Annotated in this window: 15 protein-coding genes and 1 tRNA gene; 10 read left to right on the forward strand and 6 right to left on the reverse strand. The window is 43.3% G+C overall.

The window, feature by feature from the left end; translation table 11 throughout:
- Positions 1-208: 208 nt before the first annotated feature.
- Positions 209-1,690 (forward strand): Gfo/Idh/MocA family protein, encoded by a 1,482-nt coding sequence (locus GJU87_RS08495; protein WP_153639128.1) that lies wholly within the window; start codon positions 209-211, stop codon positions 1,688-1,690.
- 218 nt (positions 1,691-1,908) lie between these two features.
- On the opposite strand, the gene GJU87_RS08500 is transcribed toward GJU87_RS08495, so the two are convergent.
- From GJU87_RS08500 to GJU87_RS08510, 3 genes are all read right to left on the reverse strand, one after another.
- Positions 1,909-2,841 (reverse strand): sugar phosphate isomerase/epimerase, encoded by a 933-nt coding sequence (locus tag GJU87_RS08500; protein ID WP_153639129.1) that lies wholly within the window; start codon positions 2,839-2,841, stop codon positions 1,909-1,911.
- 47 nt (positions 2,842-2,888) lie between these two features.
- On the reverse strand, positions 2,889-4,703 hold the full coding sequence (locus GJU87_RS08505) for a right-handed parallel beta-helix repeat-containing protein (RefSeq protein ID WP_153639130.1): 1,815 nt from the start codon (positions 4,701-4,703) through the stop codon (positions 2,889-2,891).
- 127 nt (positions 4,704-4,830) lie between these two features.
- Complete coding sequence (locus GJU87_RS08510; RefSeq protein WP_153639131.1) at positions 4,831-5,934, reverse strand: sensor histidine kinase KdpD; 1,104 nt, start codon at positions 5,932-5,934, stop codon at positions 4,831-4,833.
- A 349-nt stretch (positions 5,935-6,283) separates the two neighbouring features.
- Between GJU87_RS08510 and GJU87_RS08515 the strand changes: the two genes are divergently transcribed.
- The 5 genes from GJU87_RS08515 (at position 6,284) to GJU87_RS08540 (ending at position 11,298) form a co-directional block, all read left to right on the forward strand.
- A complete protein-coding gene (locus GJU87_RS08515) occupies positions 6,284-8,404 on the forward strand; it encodes a M3 family metallopeptidase (RefSeq protein WP_228491914.1) in 2,121 nt (706 codons plus the stop codon).
- Positions 8,405-8,635: 231 nt separating this feature from the next.
- On the forward strand, positions 8,636-9,004 hold the full coding sequence (locus GJU87_RS08520) for a cupin domain-containing protein (protein WP_153639133.1): 369 nt from the start codon (positions 8,636-8,638) through the stop codon (positions 9,002-9,004).
- A gap of 63 nt (positions 9,005-9,067) precedes the next feature.
- Positions 9,068-9,487, forward strand: coding sequence for a VOC family protein (locus GJU87_RS08525; protein WP_106542856.1), 420 nt, complete (start codon positions 9,068-9,070; stop codon positions 9,485-9,487).
- A 156-nt stretch (positions 9,488-9,643) separates the two neighbouring features.
- On the forward strand, positions 9,644-10,240 hold the full coding sequence (locus tag GJU87_RS08535; RefSeq protein ID WP_153639134.1) for a class I SAM-dependent methyltransferase: 597 nt from the start codon (positions 9,644-9,646) through the stop codon (positions 10,238-10,240).
- 239 nt (positions 10,241-10,479) lie between these two features.
- Positions 10,480-11,298: a DUF6544 family protein gene (locus tag GJU87_RS08540; RefSeq protein ID WP_153639135.1), complete on the forward strand. Its 819-nt coding sequence runs from the start codon at positions 10,480-10,482 to the stop codon at positions 11,296-11,298.
- 93 nt (positions 11,299-11,391) lie between these two features.
- Here the strand turns inward: GJU87_RS08540 and GJU87_RS08545 are convergent, their stop codons facing one another.
- A complete protein-coding gene (locus GJU87_RS08545) occupies positions 11,392-11,904 on the reverse strand; it encodes a ferritin-like domain-containing protein (RefSeq protein WP_106542863.1) in 513 nt (170 codons plus the stop codon).
- A gap of 163 nt (positions 11,905-12,067) precedes the next feature.
- Positions 12,068-13,078, reverse strand: coding sequence for a tetratricopeptide repeat protein (locus GJU87_RS08550; RefSeq protein WP_153639136.1), 1,011 nt, complete (start codon positions 13,076-13,078; stop codon positions 12,068-12,070).
- 427 nt (positions 13,079-13,505) lie between these two features.
- Here GJU87_RS08550 and GJU87_RS08555 point away from each other — a divergent pair, with 427 nt between their 5' ends.
- The 4 genes from GJU87_RS08555 (at position 13,506) to GJU87_RS08570 (ending at position 18,176) form a co-directional block, all read left to right on the forward strand.
- Entirely contained in the window at positions 13,506-14,651 is a 1,146-nt protein-coding gene (locus tag GJU87_RS08555) for an LA_2272 family surface repeat-containing protein (protein ID WP_153639137.1), read from the forward strand.
- Between the two features lie 105 nt (positions 14,652-14,756).
- Complete coding sequence (locus tag GJU87_RS08560) at positions 14,757-15,356, forward strand: RNA polymerase sigma-70 factor (RefSeq protein WP_153639138.1); 600 nt, start codon at positions 14,757-14,759, stop codon at positions 15,354-15,356.
- On the forward strand, positions 15,349-16,299 hold the full coding sequence (locus GJU87_RS08565; protein ID WP_153639139.1) for a FecR family protein: 951 nt from the start codon (positions 15,349-15,351) through the stop codon (positions 16,297-16,299). The genes GJU87_RS08560 and GJU87_RS08565 overlap by 8 nt, the downstream gene beginning before the upstream one ends.
- Positions 16,296-18,176 carry an STN domain-containing protein gene (locus GJU87_RS08570; RefSeq protein ID WP_153639140.1) on the forward strand — a complete coding sequence of 627 codons (1,881 nt, stop codon included), beginning with the start codon at positions 16,296-16,298 and terminating at the stop codon, positions 18,174-18,176. The genes GJU87_RS08565 and GJU87_RS08570 overlap by 4 nt, the downstream gene beginning before the upstream one ends.
- 82 nt (positions 18,177-18,258) lie before the next feature.
- Here the strand turns inward: GJU87_RS08570 and GJU87_RS08575 are convergent.
- Positions 18,259-18,332, reverse strand: a tRNA-Arg gene (locus GJU87_RS08575).
- Positions 18,333-18,407 lie beyond the last annotated feature (75 nt).

Here is an 18,407-nt window from a genome sequence, read left to right on the forward strand (position 1 = left end):
TAATCACATGACAAATTTATGATACTTAAAGTTCCTGAATGTTACATCACTCTTAAGCTTTATGCTCCTGTTTAAGTGTAACACTTACGATTACAAACCTTAATTTTAGCAAAACTCTAATACGGTACCACCCGGTCTTTTACGCGAAACCGATATCATTCAATTTGAAATCTTTATATTTAATGTGCTAAACGAACAACACTAAACCATGAAAAAATCCAATGATGTTACGCGAAGAAAATTTATTGGAACGGCTGTCGGATCAGCTGCTGCATTCACAATTGTACCTAGTCATGCTATTTCCGGTCTTGGCCACATCGCGCCCAGCGATAAATTGAATATTGCCGGCATAGGTATCGGGGGAAAAGGAAAGGTGAACCTGGAAAACATGGTCGGACAAAACGTTGTAGCCTTGTGCGATGTCGATTGGGATTATGCCACTCCGGTTTTCGAAAAGTATCCGAAAGCCAAACGTTTTAAGGATTTCCGAAAAATGCTGGAACAGCAGAAGAATATTGATGCTGTCGTTGTAGCCACGCCTGACCATACACACGCAATTGCGGCAATGGCAGCGATGAAAGCAGGGAAACACGTCTATGTGCAAAAACCGTTGACGCATTCCGTCAGCGAGTCTCGTTTACTAACAGAAACGGCCCGGCAAACAGGAGTAGTGACTCAAATGGGAAATGAGGGCCATTCTGATGATACCGTTTACGAAGTGGCTGAGATTATACAAAGTGGAATTCTGGGAGATATCCGGGAAGCACATGCCTGGACCAACCGCCCTATCTGGCCGCAGGGACTGGAACGCCCCAAACAGGCAGAAAAGATTCCGGAAACGCTCGACTGGGATTTATTTATTGGACCGGCAGCTTTTCGTCCCTATCATTCTGAATATACGCCATGGAGTTGGCGTGCCTGGTGGGATTTTGGAACCGGCGCCCTGGGCGACATGGGCTGTCATATTCTGGATGTACCGTTTTATGCTCTTAAGCTAAAATATCCTGTTGTCGTTGAAGCCAGTTCAACCATTTGTAATACGGAAAGCGCACCGGAAGCGTCGCGGGTTGAGTATACTTTTCCCGCAAGGGAAAACACAGAATACTGCAACTTCCCGGAAGTGAAAGTAACCTGGCACGACGGTGGATTAATGCCTCCCCGACCAAAAGAGCTACCTGACGGCAAGCCCATGGGTGGCTGGGGCGGTGGCAATTTGTTCATCGGCTCCAAAGGCAAACTGGTGTGCGATTATTACGGCCGCGACTGGAAACTGTTATTACCGGGAAATGAGAAACCGATTACAAAGGTTGATCTTCCGCGATACGCTGACGACCCGCTCGGCGGAGGTAGGCACGAAATGCAATGGGTACGTGCGTGTATGAAAGGCAAAGATGGTGCTGAACTAACATCATCGAATTTTGAATACGCCGGCCCCCTTTCGGAAATGGTTTTGATGGGGAACCTCGCCATCCGGTTGCAGGCACTCAACCGACCACTTCATTGGGATGGTGATGAAATGAAGTTTACCAATATCTCACCTGACGATAAATTTAAGATCATCACATCCCATCAGTACAAAAAGATTGACGGACAACCGCAGTTTCACACGGACTGGACGGACGAATTATCAGCTGCTGAAATGGCAAATGAATGGGTAAAGCACACTTATCGTAAGGGATGGAAAATTTGAATGAAAAAATATTTCCGTTCAATTTAACACATTAACAGGCAGTTTGGTATCGACTCAATGTATTTTGTTAATAAAAAATCACATAAGAAAGCATACTAAGACAATATTGAAGGATAGGTACACGTTTTACCTATGCTTCTACAAATAATTCTACCATTTTTTTGGGGTGCTGCTTCTTCGGGAGTCGCACCCTTTTTGCTTTTTACTCACACAAAATGTCAGGAGTGAAATGCTTCCCGAAGTAAGTAGATACTCTTTGAAACCCCTTCGTCTGCAGGCTCTTTTCCTTCGAATTCGAGCGAAACATATCCCTGATAACCGACATTTTCCAATATCTCGGCAATCCGTTTGTAGTTTAAATCGAGAGTGTACCACTCGCCTCCCCCGAAATATGTTTTAGCCTGAACAAAAACAGTGTAAGGTGCTATCATTTCCAGTTTCTGATAAGGGTCTTCCAAAAAATTACCGGTGTCCATTAACAATCCCAGCCACGGTGAATCAATCGCTTTCTTAATGTGCAACATGCCTTCCGGAGTACTGGACAAGCCCCAGTGATTTTCCAGCGCCATCACTACGCCCAATTCTTCGGCCCGAGGCAAACACTTTTCAATGCTATCAATTGCCCAGCCAAATGCATTGTCTTCATCATAGCCCGGAATCGGTTCTTCATGCCCCCGGTGAGCCATCAAATCGTCGAATGACTTACGCGTTCCCCACCTTCCGGAATTCAGCCGGATACTGGGAATTCCCATATCGGCAGCAATTTCAAGACAGCGAAGTGTATGTTGAATATTCTCTTCCCGCTCTTCTTCGTCGGGTGAAACAAAATCCTGATGGATGGACAAACAAACCAAATCGATTCCGTTGACAAACGCATGGCGTTTCAGCTTATTGAGATAGGATTTGGATTCACTGTCCATTTGCCGGTGCAGCACGTCGACACCTTCAATTCCTAACCGGGTCGCCTTGTCGATCACCGTATCGACTGACACTTTTGGCTCTTTAAAGTGCCAGTACGAATAGGTCGACACCGCCAGTTTAACTCTTGTTTTCTGCGGAATGGAAGGCATTCCCGGCTTCATGGATGGCAATAACAATCCTACGGATGCCAGTCCGGCGACCGATAGGAAGTTTCGTCGGTTTGTTTTCATGGTTTGGTTGATTCGTTAGTTAGAAATAAGCTTACAGAAACATATGATTATGGAGACTTAATTCCTTCATTATTGAAGAATAGTAAATCCGTCACCTCTTCAGCTTGTATAAACGCTTCTTGCTTGTTCAGATACCGGTTCCCGACAACGCCGACCTTCTTGCAATGCAGTAAGCGTATTACCGGATAATTCATCTTCACTGATTTTGGATCGAATACCGTATTTTGACGAATGACCAACCCGGCTGTGGAAGTAGCATCTAAAATACTTATGCCTTCGCTATAAAATGTATTTCCCTCCAGGGTGACATCCTGGTGGACAAAGGTAGTGTCAGCCGATGCATCTGAGAGAACCGGACCAATCAAAATCATGGCCCTATTGCCCTTTGCTGAATTGCATCGTCTCAACGTATTGTTTTTAATAAACACCTGGTTCAATGTCACCGGCTGAAATGTCGACGCCAGTTCGCCTCCCAGTTGAATGCCATGTCTTCCCGACCGAATGTGATTGCCCTCTACCGTAATTTTCCCCGAAGTCTGCAACCGAACACCGTCTTCTATCATATTATTCAACCGGTTCCCTCGCAGAATAACTTCCGGCTGTCGCGAAATATTCGTCAGTAACATTCCTTGCTTTACCGTTTCCGGAAGCGCCCGGTCGAACCATAATTCCTGGTATTGCTCATTCAGGTCTCGAATCCGTGTTATAACTCGCTTATCGCGAATAGTGAGATCGGCTGGATTAACAAACCGAATAGTGTCTCCAACCTGTGCAAACTGACTGCCCCATTGCTTTTCATTTACCTGCCGGACACCAAAAACACTGTTGCTTATTCGTTTAATAATTTTCAACGTCGGTCCGGATACCGATATGGCGGCTCCCATCATTCCCGAAAAACGGCTATTGGTTACGGCAATCTCCTTTTGGCACCCAATAAAACGGATACCTCCGGCCAGTGACGACAATCTCTGTCCAGCCAGGCTATCGGGTAGCACATTCAGCCTGTCCAGCATAATATTTCCCGACTGCTCAGCAACCATTATTTTACCTGGCGCGTGAACTACCGAAACATTAGATAAGGTAACACCATTGGAACCAGTCAGATGAAATGCAGGCGAGATTTCAGTTTCCAATCGCTCGCTATCCGCTTTCCAAATTACTTTCCATCCTTCTTTGGGCATTTGATTCGGAGGGACTTCTATCCAAAAGTTCCCGTAACGCAACGGTTTTATTGACACATTAGCCGATGTTCCCAAGTCAGATGGCCAAAACGAGCAGTGACAGGAAGCATCAGTCCGGAGCCACCCCACAACTTTAACAGGCAGGTTTTCTCCGTTTCTTTTCATCGAAAGCCTTCCTTTCGCTATTTCCAGACTGTCGTCCCGGCTGGTTTCGACAGTGAAGAAATGCCCTTCCGTGTTTACTTCGTTGACTGTTCCTTCGCCCCAAACAGAGGACACAAACCGAATATTTATATTCCGGATACTGATATTCTTACATTCCTGAAGCTCGAAGGGCAACATCATCCCATGGATAATAAAAGTTGAACCCGAACCATCAATAATCAGGTCTTCGAAGTTGAACAGCGGGAAAGCAATTCGTCTCAGTCCGTTAGAAGAGCCCGTCAAAGTCAGATACTCTTCCAGCGCATAATCGGGATAAAAATGATAAGTTCCTTTCGGAATGGTTAATCGAGAAGCACCCGATTCGTAACAAGCATCCAGGGCCTTCAGAATAACCGGTGTGGCATCTTTCTTTCCGGCGATTCCGAACTGATCTGCATTAATACCATTCCGGACCTGCTGGCCGCGTACCGGAAGGATTGCTATCAGGATGAGGAAAAACAGTGTATTCTTTTTCATAATTTGGTTGATGGTCGTTCTGAATTTTTATTCAAGATATAAAATTCGGATGACCCGGAGAAAGTGTTAACAGGCTTATTATGAAAAGTAACAAGTTAATAACGTAAATTTTCGAAAAGAGAGATTCTTACCCCTCGTTGGGAAGTTCGACTTCATCGACATTCTCTGTGGTAGCAATGGGTAACGAAAAGGAAAAAGAAGTTCCGTGACCGGGACGACTTGAACCTATTAATTTTCCTCCGTTTTTTTCAATGAACTCCGATATCAGACTAATACCCAGACCAGTTCCTGATTCGTTATCGGTGCCTTTTGTTGTGTATGCCATGTGCTGTTTGAGCATCAAATCGAGCTTGTCCTGCTCCATCCCCACACCATTGTCGCTGACCGTTACGATATGCTCATCTTTTATTTCGCGACTGGATACAGCTATGGTTCCACCGCGGTTCGTAAATTTGATAGAGTTGCTGACAAGATTTCGCAAAACAGAACTAATCTGATTGTAATCGCAATGCACGCGGGCATTCCTGTCGATATCCAATTCAACTTTGATATCTTTTGCATTCGCAACCTGCTGCAGCAAACTAATGGCTTCTTCTCCCATGCTATGCAATGAATAATTCCCCGGAAACGACTCAATCCCATCATGCTGATTCTTTGCCCAGAAGAGTAAATTCTCTGCCAGAAAATACACCGATCCCATTTGCTGGTAACACTCCTCGATGAAAACGTCCAACTCCTGTTTGTCGAGCTTCATGTCACCGGTGGCATAGGCTCGAAAGATTTCGTACATGCTGGACAACGGCCCTCGTAAATCGTGACCAATGATGGAAAGAATCCGGTTCTGAACCTGGTTCAAATGGCTCAATTCACGTTGTTTTTTCTGCTTATCAGCCAGTAACATTTCCTGTTCCGAACGCTGTTCCGCTAGAACAATGTTCATCGCCTTCAGCTTACGCCGCTGTTTATGCAACCATAGCGTAAGCAGAATGAAAAACAGAAGCAGGAAAATAACGACAATCAACGTGTCGTATAGCTGCTGTCTGTCAAGATTCGCAAGACCAAGAAAACTTAAAGGCGCCTCACTGACCGATGAGCCGGATTTTACAATACCTCCGGCAGTCGTGGGTAACATGCCATAACTTGTGTCCAAACCAAAGCTGAACGCAATTATCAACATCAAAAAAAGCGATGCCAAAAACCGGTGGATATGAATGCGCCTGAAAATGTCCATTCGGGCAAATATTACTTCAACAAAATTCCGTCGAAAGACCAATTAGCTTCTACCATTAAATTTGGGCTGAAAATAACTGGTTTTACGTTTTCGACCAATAAATCTGATGACTTCCTGCTTAATAAAATGATTTTCCTGTACAAAATGTTTATTAACGACAACTGTTTTTTACCTGGAGAAAGAGATGAACCATTTCGAACCGTCTGGTTATCTATCCCAAAAGGTTCTGTGAACTTCCCCGGTACAGGCAATGCTTTGCTCCAGTGCCTCTAAAACACATTGTACGAATAAGGGTATTTTGCTATTTTTCGGGCAAATTAACAGTATTAACAAATTAACCTTAACTAACGTGAAACGTAAAACGCTAATTCTGCTTGCGTCAGCAGTATTCCTGTTGTCGTGCTCAGCAAACAAACAACCCGTGCAGCGAGTGAATCCATTTTTCAAAACATTCGATACGCCTTTCCAGGTTCCTCCTTTCGAGCAGATTACCAATGCCGATTATCTGCCTGCTTTCAAAAAAGGAATGGAAGAGCAAAATGCCGAGATAGATTTGATTGTCAACAATTCTGAAGCACCAACTTTTGCCAACACCATCGAGGCATTTGAATACAGCGGCCAGCTATTGAACAAAGTTGCCAATGTATTTTTCAATGTGAAGGGCGCGAACACCAACGATTCGATTCAGGCAATTGCCAAAGAAGTCGCTCCGTTGCTCTCACAACACGGCGATGCAATCAACCTGAACGAAAAGCTTTTTGCCCGCATCAAGAGTGTTTACGGCCAGAAAGATGAACTCGATTTGTCGCCGGAACAGAAGAAACTTCTAGAAGAAACATACAAAGGTTTTGTCAGAGGCGGTGCCAACCTGGAACGCGAACAGAAAGAGCAGCTGAAGAAAATCAATGAGGAATTGTCACTCCTTTCGCTGCAGTTCGGTGAAAACCTGCTGGCTGAAACAAACAACTTCCAACTGGTCATCGACAACCAGGACGACCTGGCCGGATTACCGGAATCGGTTATTTCCGCTGCAGCGGAAGAAGCTAATGCAGCCGGCATGGATGGTAAGTGGGTATTTACCCTACAGAAGCCGAGTTGGATACCTTTCCTCACCTATTCAGAGCGTCGTGATTTGCGCGAAAAATTGTACAAAGCCATGTACAACCGCGGAAACAATGACAACGAGCACGACAACAAGGCCATCATCAATAAAATGGTGAATCTGCGCCTGCAGAAAGCGAACCTGATGGGCTACGACAACTGGTCGGCCTTTTTGTTGGACGACCGCATGGCTAAGAAACCGGAGAATGTTTATACTTTGCTCGAAAAAGTATGGACACCGGCACTGAAACGCGCTGAAGAAGAACGTGCCGATATGCAGGCCATGATCAACAAAGAAGGTGACGATTTCAAGCTGCAGAGTTGGGATTGGTGGTATTACTCCGAAAAAGTAAGAAAAGCCAAATACAACCTGGATGAAGAGCAGTTGCGTCCCTATTTCGAACTGAATAATGTTCGTGAAGGAGCTTTCGCGGTAGCAAACAAGCTGTATGGTCTGACATTTACCGAGCTTACCGACATGCCGCTTTATCATACTGATTGCAAGGTATTCGAAGTAAAAGACAGAGACAATTCTGAAATTGGCGTTCTCTATATGGATTTCTATCCGCGTGCTTCCAAACGCGGTGGTGCCTGGATGACCAGCTACCGGAAACAACACTTTAACGAGGAAGGTAAAGACGTTCGTCCGGTTATCTCGATTGTTACCAACTTCTCGAAACCAACGGGTGATAAGCCGGCATTGTTGACTTACGATGAGGTTGAGACGCTTTTCCACGAATTTGGTCACGCTTTGCACGGACTCTTGTCACATTCACATTACAATTCGTTGTCCGGAACAGCCGTTGCACGCGATTTCGTTGAACTTCCATCGCAGGTTATGGAGCATTGGGCACCGCAACCCGAAGTGCTGAAGATGTATGCCCGTCATTACAAAACCGGAGAAGTGATTCCGCAGGAACTGGTTGACAAACTGGTGAAAGCCGGTAAATTCAACCAGGGATTTGCTACGGTTGAGTACCTGGCTGCTTCTTTCCTCGACATGGATTATCATACCATTACGGAGCCACAGGATATTGATGTCAATAGTTTCCAGACGAAGTCGATGAATAAAATTGGTTTGATTGGTGAAATCATTCCGCGTTATAAGTCAACGTACTTCGCTCACATTTTCTCAGGCGGATATTCAAGCGGCTACTACAGCTACATCTGGGCCGAAGTGCTCGATGCAGACGCTTTTGAAGCATACAAAGAGGCTGGTAACATTTTTGACCAGACAGTTGCGACTGCCTTCCGCACACAAATTCTCGAACGTGGAGGAACGGACGAAGCGATGAATCTCTACGTCAACTTCCGTGGAAAAGAACCGGGAATTGAACCGCTGCTGAAGAACCGGGGATTACTCGATTAAACTCATTACGATATACGAAGTTAAGACCCGGTTCCATTGAGCCGGGTTTTTCGTTTTTTTCCTGCCAAGGAAGCGTCTTTAGTAAAAGATATCTTCGCAATATGCGATTTCCGATTTTTAATCTCACGCGTATTTATTATATTAATCGGACTATTTGTGATGAGAATACCCCTCTGATGGAATTATTGGGTGTATGTAAATTGAGGATAGGTGAAAATAAAAAATTTGGGAATGTCTCAAATCGAAAAAATCAATTTAGAAGAAAAATTCGCCAAGTTTAGCGACCATTGGAGCCCAAAGGTAATCGGTCAACTTAATCACCAACAGGTGAAGGTGGTTAAATTCCAGGGAGATTTCGTGTGGCATAGCCATGAAAACGAAGATGAGCTTTTCATGGTCATCAACGGCTCGTTTACCATGGAGCTTCGGGATAAAACAATTGAGGTTCATGAAGGAGAACTGATTATCATCCCGCGTGGAGTTGAACACCGACCAATAGCAAAAGAAGAAGTCAGCATTCTGCTTTTCGAGCCCGGAACAATTGTCAATACCGGCGAAGTACGCAACCAGCTAACCGTGGAAAAACCCGACCACATATGAGATGAAAGCGAAAGCTGAAGATATTTGAAACAACCAATATTACACTAAATCATAACACATATCATGGAACAAAGAATCTCGTATATAACGCTCGGCGTTAGAAATCTGAAAGAATCAGAGAATTTTTACAGCAATCTGCTGGGATGGAAGAAAACAGAAGAAAGTACCGGAAATATTATTTTTTATAAACTGAACGGCCTCATCCTGGCGTTGTACCCGGTTGAAGCACTGGCCAGCGATGCTGAGACGGTACCCGGTGCAAAATGTTTCAGTAATTTTACCATATCGTATAATACCCGCACAAAAGCCGAAGTTGACGATGTGATATTCAAACTCGAGAAGCACGGAGTCAAAGTAGTCAGGGAGGCCGAGACCGTTTTTTGGGGCGGCTACCGTGGGTACGTTAGTGATCCGAATGGATTCATGATCGAAATTGTATATAACCCCAAAGCTGAAATGGACGAAGCGGGAAATATTCTGTAATTTCCGGAAATATAATCCCATTGAATTGACTGCGGGCGGGAAAAATTCTTGCCCGCTTTTTTGTGCTCATTCCTTCACCTTTTTTAACGAATTCCGGTCAACCTTTTTGAAAGCTTCAGGTTACTATAATATCACTCTACGATTAATAACGGAAAGATGAGCAGTACGATGTGGGATCAGCGATATGCAGCTGAAGAATATGTTTATGGAACCAGCCCCAATGAGTTTTTCAGGGCAGCACTGGAAAAGCTAACCCCGGGAAAACTTTTATTGCCGGCTGAAGGTGAAGGAAGGAATTCGGTTTATGCCGCATCGCAGGGATGGAAAGTAACTGCATTCGACACCAGTACCGAAGGCCGGAAAAAGGCAATGCGGTTAGCCGAACAGCAGGGTGTTCATATTCAATACCAACTTGCCGGATACAACCAGGTTTTGATGCCCGAAGAGCATTTCGACTGCGTTGCCATGGTGTATGCCCACGCTTCAGCTGCTGACAGAACGCAAAGGCACAGACGAATGCTGAGTTTTCTGAAACCTGGTGGCACATTTATTCTGGAAGGTTTCTCGAAAGAACAGATTCATAACCGCACAGGTGGTCCGCGAGATATCGAGATGCTTTTTTCGGAAGAAGAATTGAGAAATGATTTTCAGGAATTAGGCGAATTGAAAACATGGAAAGAAGAAATCGAATTGCAGGAAGGGCCGTTCCATAACGGATGTGCCAATGTAATTCGGTTAATCGGTGTAAAATAAGCTGAAATTCAATTTTCAGCCATTAAGTTGCTACCCCATTATTATATTATTATACCTAAAACCCTCTGTAAGATAACTGGAGACTTACAGAGGGTTCCTTTTTATCCTGAATTGAAAATTTTAACCCGAAAAGAATCAGATTCAATCAAAAACTATTTTAACAAAGACTCGTCACTCTTTTTGCCTTTCCTTATATTCCTTTTAACTTTGATCGGGTCGAACTTAAATACCCGATAAGTATGAGCATTGTATTAATGATTCTTGCCGGAATTGTTGTTTTGTCACTGTTGGTTATTCTCACCGGTTCGCTGGTGTTCAGAGGAAAAATATCGCGGGAAGTAAACCGCTTGATGTCAGCCGATGAAAGCTCACTTCCAGGAGTGATTCGGGCCGACAAACTTAATGGGCTTCCCGAACCTGTCAAACGCTATCTGAATTATGCCGGAGTTGTGAATAAAAGAGAGTTGCTGCGTCTGCGCATCAGCCAGAAGGGCGAAATCAGGACGGACAAAGAACAGAAATGGATGCCGTTCAGAGCGGAGCAATTTGTCTCAACAACGAAGCCCGGATTTCTGTGGCGGGCCAATACATTTCCCATCCTGGTAAGAGATATGTTCGATGGTAAAAAAGGAAGTATGCGCATCAATTTCTTGGGCTTGCGCAATCTGGCCATTGCCGAAACCCGCGAAATCGATCAGGGTTCGCTTATGCGCTACCTGGGTGAAATGGTTTGGTATCCCACAGCTTTTTTGAGCGACAAAATAACCTGGCACCCAATGGACGAGAATTCAGCCATGGCAGTGATCAAAGCAGGTAATACAACTGCGGAGGGCGTATTTCATATTAATGCATTGGGGCAGGTAGAAATGTTTACTGCCAAACGCTACCGCGAAATACACGGTCACTTCGAGCTGGATAAATGGATGGCTCAGATGGAAGAATACCGCGATGCAGCGGGTTTTATGATACCGTTTAAAGGAACCGTTTCGTGGAAACTTCCGGAAGGAGATTTGGATTATTTCCGGTTCGAACTGACTGGCTACCACCGAATTTCCTGACAAGAACTACTCATACCAGGATGACGTAAAAGAAAAATGGTCACTCTCCCGTAGGAAAATGACCACTATCTCAAGTTTGGGAAGTGTTTTCAGCTATTTACGTAACTTGAGAAAATCTTGTTTCATTCTTTCCAAATCGGCCAGCCAATCCTCAATCTCCTGCTCGTGCTCCAACTCTTCATTCAAAATCGTGGTGGCCATTTGATAGGTTGTATGGTCCTTCCCGTATGTAAAATCGGCTATGTCCTTATACCGCTGAATGGCGCAACGCTCAGCATCGAGGTTCTGATTGAGCACCAATTCGATATACGGATCGGTCGGTTCTTCATATTTGCATTTGCTTAGCTTCACCCACTCCGCCGGGTTCAGCACCGGTGTTCCGCCTAATTGCACAATACGGTCGGCCACCATAACAGCATGATTCAATTCCTGGTCGGCATGAATCATCAGCTCCGGTTCTACCTCGCTACGCATGGGACCTTCTATCACCCGGGCTCCAATCCAATACTGATAATATGCCAGCCATTCTTCACTTAATGCTTCATTTAATGTTTTAATGAGTTTTTCTACATCCAGATTAAGGATGTCAATTCCACGTTTTCCCATGATTTCAATCTGTTTTTTTTGGTTTGAATAGGCTTAAGTTAATGATTAAAACACAGATATCCGGTTAGAATCATTATAAAAACTGAGGTTCGGTCAACGGAATCCGGAAAAACAAAAAAAGGACGGCAAAAGCCGTCCTTGAAGATTTATTAACCAATAATATCTAAAAAAGCGAATTCTTTCGTGGTTTGTCTGCCCTTTTTTCCTTTTTTAAATCGATGTAACGCTCATCATTCTTACTCAGGAAGTCATCCAGTTTATATCGCTTCCAATATCTCAACGCTTCACTTTTGAGGAATTCATCATCACTTTCCCCATAATACTCATTGAAATATTTCGCTGCTTGCTTCAGGTTCCGACGGACAACGTCACCCAACACGTAATTCACACCAATATAAAATTTGGCTACTACATCTCCATTTTCACTGGCTTTTCTATAATAGCTAAAGGCCCGCCGATGATTCTTCTCTACGCCCTCCCCTTTTTCATACATTGTACCTATGTTGTACAAGGCAGCATGTTCGTTTTGCTCCGCAGCCTTCTTGAACCAGTCCATCGCCTGTCCGAAATCTTTTTTCCGGCCGATTCCCATCAGGTATATATTTCCCATTTCGGTCTGCGCCAACCGGTACCCGGCTTCTGCCGACTTCAGATACCAGTTATACGATTCAGCATCCGCATCCTTTTCCCCAAACTTTTTGTCAGCGTATGCTTTCGCCAACAGGTACATGTATACGCTGTCGCCGTTCTCGGCACATCTGCGCATCCAGTAAAGAGCGGCTTCCTGTTCCGGCTGTACTTTATCAAAATGATGAAACAGCTCCTTCTGGGCATCCAGGTTCCCATCGTATCCGGCTTTCTTCTGCCAGTACCTTGAACTGTCGATATTTTGCGAAAGACCAAGTTTACCGAACTGGTACAACTGGCTCAGCCGGTACTCCGCTTTTTCGTAACCGGCTTCCGCCGATTTGAAATACCAATACCGGGCTGCTTTCGCATTTCGATTTACTCCATGCCCCGCTTCGTAATACGTAGCCAGTGTAAATTGTGCTACCGGATCGTTGGAAACAGCCTTGCGCTGAAGTTGTGCAACATCCACTTCCTGAGCTTTTAGCAAGCCACTTAACCCCAGAAATAAAGTGATGAGAGCTATTTTAAACTGAATTTTTTTCATAATCGAATGGTTTTTCGGCGAAGAAGGATTTTAATTTCTCTCAAAGATATTACGTTTATTTGAATGTTTTATTGTTTAGTTTTCAGGATTTTTTTTTGAATCCTTTCTCATTTAATGGCAGTTAGCGTTATTCACTTCAAACTATCAATTCAAGATAACATAAAAATATACAAAAAAAGTCCGAGTTATAAAACTTGGACTTTTCTTGAGCCAAATCCAGAAGCGCAGACCGATTTGCGATGAAATTTTCATTCTAATACTTAAGATACTCTAAAACGTCGCTAAACTTCGCCCTGAAGAACAACACATTACACTTACCGCACATATTATCTTTTCCATAAACAAAAAAATTCCTTTTCGATAGGGGGATTTTAAAAGGAAGTTGTCACAGCATCGACAAAAGAATTAAAAACGTAAAAGGGAAAAAATGAACAAGATTTATTTCTTATTAGCCACGATGCTGTTCTTTTTGATCGTTGCAAAAAAATCTGAAGCTCAGACCGAAAAGAAAGCTCAATTGACATTCTTCTACCCCATTGGCTCCTCTGGCCTCAGTTCAACTGACCACAATTATAAATTTTCATTCAATACTATCTATGGAATGACTGGTGGTGTGAACGGCTTCGAATTAGGTTCTGTTGGGAATATTGTTAAAGGTAATGTGAACGGCTTTCAATTGGCCGGGGTTTTCAACATCGTTGCTGCTAAAAGTACGACTGGAATAATCCAGGCCACGGCGGACACCAGCCAAACAATGAATGGAGTGCAACTTGCCGGAGTAAGTAATATGGTGAAGGGAAACCAAAAAGGATGGCAAATAGCCGGAGTTTGCAACACAACTACCGAAAACAGTTCCGGCGTTGTCGTTTCGGGCCTTTCAAACATCACCCGGAAAGATGTAAACGGAGCAATGGTTTCGGGTGTATTCAATTCCGCCAGAACGTTAAAAGGGTTGCAGCTATCGACCATTAATATTGCTACGAAACGTGTAAAAGGAGCTCAAATTGGAGTGGTGAATATTACACCAAGAGGAAAGGGATTCCAGTTAGGCGTTGTCAATATTGGACAGGCAGTGAGTGACTCCATTATACCTCTCGGGGTGATTAACATTTTTAGGGATGGTTATTATGCTTTCGAATTGTCGACAGATGAAAGATTGTTCAGCCAGATTTCTTACAAAATGGGAGTCGAAAAGCTATATACCATTTTTCAGTTTGGCGTTAACTTTCGTAACAGTACGCAGTTTTACAGTGCTGGGGCGGGCCTTGGAACCATCTTTAATATCACATCTAAGCACAAAATCAATCTCGAGCTCATTACTACTCAGTTCTTTGAGCATGATTTTAAATACATACCTGATTTCCTGAATCAAGCTAATCTGGATTATCAATACGATTTGACCAAACACATCGCGCTAAAAATCGGACCGACATTCAACTGTTATATTGAAAAGAACAGCAAAAAGACGACCGATCCGTTCCGGATCCCCTATTCGATTATTGAAGGCAAAGGCCGTTATCACACAACCTCCTTATGGATTGGCGCAAACGCGGGAGTAGTAATCAAGTTATAAAAACCAAAATCATCATTGTTGCTGCGGATCGGTTTTTCTCATATTTTTATACAACAATTGCTATGTTTCAATATTGAGATCGATTCGCAGCTACAATCCTTTTGAATGGAAGCTACCGGTACTAATTGGCAAACAAAATCTGGTTTCGAAATATTGTTTAAAAAACACTATTCAATTCTGTGTGCCTATGCGTATGGTTTTGTAACGGACTACAGTCTGAGTGAGGATATTGTCCAGGAAGTGTTTTTCAAGTTGTGGACTGACAAAAAGAGAATTACCATAGCAACCTCCGTTAAGGCTTATCTGTATCAAATGGTACGTAATACGGCTCTTAATTATCTAAAACACAAAAACGTTATAAGACATTATGAAATAGCTAATAAAGATGAGATAAATTATGTTGGAGAGAGCCTGGATGAACTGCTGATCGGAAAAGAATTGAATGCTAAAATTCAAGCAGCGATTGAGAAATTACCGCCCGAACGCCGGAAAGTTTTTTTACTGAGCAGGATGGATGGATTGAAGTATAAGGAAATTGCTGAAAAGCTCGAAATATCGATAAAAACCGTCGAGAACCAAATGGGGAAAGCACTTTCCAGTTTAAGAACGGAACTGGCAGGAGAATCTCCGTTGGTTTTATTTGCCTTGTTTTACGGGGCGCAACCCACAATTGAAAAAACATTACATAGCCAAAAATGTGAATAACACGCCGAAACATATCGATGATGCTTTATTAGCCAAATTTCTGTCGGGCGAAGCAACTTTGACCGAAAAGGAAATGGTTTCCGTATGGATGGAAGAATCGGAGCAGAACCGGGCTTATTTTGAAAGTTTCGCGACCATTTGGTTGAACAGCACGACTGATGAAAGAAAGCGTCCAAACCCCGATGTTGCATGGGAGAATGTAGAATCCAGGCTTCGTACACCGATGTACAAAATCATTCTGCCTTACGTGGGAGCGGTCGCTGCCATCCTAATTGTTGCTCTTTTCCTCTTCACTCCGGAAAAGTCTGACAAAGTAACATTTACAGCCGACAATCAGTCTCAAAAGGAAGTTCTGCCGGACGGAACGGAGGTCATTCTCAATCCTGGCTCAAAGCTTGACTACTTTTTTAATAAAAAATCAAATATCCGAACAGCCCGCCTGAGCGGAAAGGCCTTCTTTCATGTAAAAAGAGATACGATGCATGCGTTTATCGTTGAAACTCTTTATGGCCAGGTAGAGGTTCTTGGGACACAGTTTAAGGTAAATGTAGTAAGAAATGACGGCGTTTATGTTGACGTCCTCTCCGGTGTTGTGAAGCTTACGAAACCTAAGGTCAATTTCATAACTCTCCGAAAAGGTGAAAGTGGCTTTATCCCTGCCAATGATTACCGGATTAGAGAAACCAAGCAAAATCCTTCCGAATTCTTCAGCATCGACAAAACACTTATTTTTAATAATGTGCCGCTGAATAAAGTGTTTTCAAATCTTGAAGAATGTTACCCAGTCCGCTTTCGTATTGATGAAGGAGTGAATACAAATTTGCGCTTTACGTCTCAGTTTAAAGACAACAGCATTAACGAAATTCTGAATGTAATTGGGCAAACCTACGGATTGAGGTATGAAAAATCGAATCATGAATATTATATTACCCTAAAAAAGTGAAGATTAAGCATTTCATTCTGTTCTTTCTGAGTTTTTTGCTTATCAGTCAAGTGGCAAAAACGCAAAATCTGCTGAATCTTAGGATTACTATTAATGTTCAGAACACAACCGTTGGCGAGATACTCAAAGACATTGAAAAACAGGGAAACTTTTTTTTTGCTTACAATCCCGACAATATCGACCAAACCAAAACGGTGTCTCTCTCAGCCCGGGATATCAAAGTCCGCGATGCGCTAAAGGAGCTGTTTCAACACGAGGCAACGTTCCAGCAAGTCGAGAATCATATCATCATCAACAGTACACCAAAAAGCGAAGCGAAAAATTCATTCCAAATCACTGGTCACATCGCCAATAGCTCAGACGCTCCGCTGGACTCTGCCATTGTTTATGACCCGGAAAATGAAAAGCTGGTCATTAGCCAAAAAGACGGCTCATTTGCCTTTGATTTTGACACAAATGATAAAAACATCAGCCTTTTTGTTAGACTTCGCTCGTATAAAGACACGATTATATATGTTACCCCGGGAAACCAGAGAATCGATTTGAGATTGCAACGAAGGGAACCTTCTCCCACCGCCCTGACTCCCATCGGAACGGAAGATGCAGAACTGAAACTGAAAGACTTCGAAAACTTATCACTGGTGCAAAGACTCGTACCTCCGGAAGCAATTTATGCCTCCTCCAATCTTAATACCGAGAAAATAATGCCGGTGCAGTTTTCTTTTTTACCCAAAGCCGGAACCAATTCTTTTGTCAAAGGATTAAGAGTCAACCATGCTTCTTTCAATATCCTGGCCGGTTATTCAAAAGGGCTAAGCGGGGCGGAGTTTGGTGGAATTGCCAATATTATCCAGAAAGAAGCCAAGGGTTTCCAGGCTGCGGGCATTGCCAACGTTGTTTTGGGTGATGTACATGGAACACAATTTTCGGGAATTTATACCATGGACCTCAGCAATGTCGACGGTTTCCAGGTAAGTGGTGTATATAACTCCCTGCGGGGTACTATTTCCGGGGGGCAAATCAGTGGCGTTTCAAACACTGCTATGAAGACCGTCAATGGAGCCCAGGTTGCCGGTGTTTTTAATGTAGCCAAAGGAAAAGTGACCGGAGCTCAGGTAAGCGGTGTGATTAACATCGACAAGGATGATGTAGCAGGAGTTGAAATTACAGGGGTAGCCAACATTTCGAAAAAAACGGTCAGAGGATTACAACTCGCAGGACTATACAATGAGAGTTCAGAGATAAACGGTTTGCAGCTTTCCTCGCTAATTAACCTAAACCGAAATAAAACCCAGGGAGTTCAGATAACGACGATTCTAAACACAACGAAAGCTTTAAACGGTCTGCAATTGGGGCTGGTTAATATCGCTGATACTATCAACACGGGCTTTCAGGTAGGTTTGATAAACATTGTGAAACACGGTAAATATTCACTTGAATTCTCACACAACGAAACCTTCCCAATCGATTTCAATTTTAAGACCGGAAATCCCAGACTATACTCAATCATTAATCTGTCAGCAGGAAATAACAGGCTCGGATTTGGATATGGGCTGGGAAGCAATTTTCCATTGAACAAGAAATTTACATTTTGGACTGATGCCAGCAGTACCTCAATACACGATTCTAAAAAACTGACAACTCAAGGGCTTAAACTAACCATGAGATATGGATTAAATTATGACCTGTTTAAACATATCAGTCTCAGAGGTGGTATTTCCAAGAACTATTTCATCCCTCAAAAATCATTGAAAAAAACAACAGGAGAAATTCTGATCGCAAGCAATACCAACCACATTGAAAGAGCGCTTCAGAACGGCAAAAACAGCTTTTGGAGTGGGTGGTTCTTTGGAATACAGATATCAAACCTATTTTAATGCTCCCGGTCGAATTTTACATCTAGGCTGATAAAAAACAAAAACTCCGCATCAATTAAGTTGCGAAGTTCTTAGGTTTCTGTGATCCAGGCGGGACTCGAACCCGCAACCGGCAGCTTAGAAGGCTGCTGCTCTATCCAGTTGAGCTACCAGACCATCCTTTATTTTGCGCTGCAAATATATAAAATATCCCCGTTCTCTAAAGGGAAACAGGGATATTTTGTCTGATTT

Source organism: Prolixibacter sp. NT017, from assembly GCF_009617875.1.
In the GTDB taxonomy this organism is placed as follows: domain Bacteria; phylum Bacteroidota; class Bacteroidia; order Bacteroidales; family Prolixibacteraceae; genus Prolixibacter.